We start from the raw sequence: 1,280 nt of genomic DNA, 5'->3' as shown, positions 1-1,280 counted from the left end.
TCCTCACCCCTTACTCCCTATTTTATCATCTTTACATGAAAAAGTCTGCCGGTAGGCAGACTTTTTCGACAAGCTGGCAGGACCGGCCCTTTCGGGCCGGTCCTGTTTTCACTTCTCCAAAAACTCGTCCAGGTTTTCCAGCGTCACCTGCCGGTAGGGAAGCCACACATAATGCCCCTCCGCCAGGTCCACCGCCTGGCCCGGGTCCTCCCCGTTCCAGAGGGCCAGCGTCAGATCCAGCATAGCCTGGGCCTGGCCCCGTCCGTCGTTGTGGACGGTGCCGTAGAGCTGCCCTGCCGCCACCGCCTCCAGGGCCGGGGCCGTGGCGTCCACTCCCACGATGAGGGGCCAGCGCTCCCGGGGCGTTGACGCCAGGGCATCGATGGCCCCCAGGGCCATGTCGTCGTTGTTGGAGAAGATCACCTCGATGCCGTCCCCAAACTCCTCCAGCCACTGGGCCGTCCGGGCGGCGGCCTGGGCCCGGTTCCAGTTGGCGGTCTCGTTGGCCAGCTTTTCCACCTCCACGCCCCCGTCCACGACGGCCTTGATGGAGTACTCCGTCCGCAGCAGGGAGTCCTGGTGCCCCGGCTCCCCCTCCAGCATCACGTACTGAAGAATGCCGTCGCCGCTGCGGTCCAGGGACTCCCGGTCCGCCCGCCAGGCGTCCAGCACCAGCCTGCCCTGGAGCTCGCCGCTCTCCCGGGCGTCGGCCCCCACGTAGTAAATCTGANCCCAGCNCTGGATGTCCTCCGCCACCGGCTGGCGATTGAAGAACACCAGGGGCACCCCCTCGGCCTCCGCCTTGTCGGCGATAACCGCCGCCGCCGTCCGGTCCACCAGATTGACGCACAGCACGTCGCAGCCCCGGGCCAGGAAGCGGTCCACCTGGTCCATCTGGGTGTTCTGGCTGCTCTTGCCGTCGGCGATGAAGAGGGTGATCTTCTTCCCCGTCCCGCTCTCCGCCTCCCGGACCAGGCCCTCTAAGTCCTGGGCCATGGCGGAGATGAAGGTGTCGTCCTGGGTGTAGAGGGCCGCGCCGATCCGGAGGCTGTCGTCCTTCCCCCCGCCGCAGCCGGAGAGGGCCAGCAGCGCCAAGGCCAGCAGGACGGCGGGGCCCCGCCTACCGGCTGGAAGACGACATGATGGGAAACAGCAGCTTCTGGTTTTCCGGCGCATAGATATCCTCCTCTCGCAAAATGAAGCAGGGCAGGGGGCCTTGGGCCCCCTGCCCTTCTTCATTTTGCGAGAGGCGGATATCTATCCGCCGGAAAACCAGAAGC

General features: G+C 66.1%; 1 protein-coding gene. It reads right to left on the bottom strand.

Features of this window, described 5'->3' with window-relative positions; all coding sequences use genetic code 11:
- Positions 1-108: 108 nt before the first annotated feature.
- On the bottom strand, positions 109-1,176 hold the full coding sequence (locus JX325_RS17045; protein ID WP_204792204.1) for a galactose ABC transporter substrate-binding protein: 1,068 nt from the start codon (positions 1,174-1,176) through the stop codon (positions 109-111).
- Between the last annotated feature and the right edge of the window lie 104 nt (positions 1,177-1,280).

Source organism: Oscillibacter sp. CU971, from assembly GCF_905219725.1.
Lineage (GTDB): Bacteria > Bacillota > Clostridia > Oscillospirales > Oscillospiraceae > Oscillibacter.
This window is presented reverse-complemented; position numbering and strand designations above follow the sequence as displayed.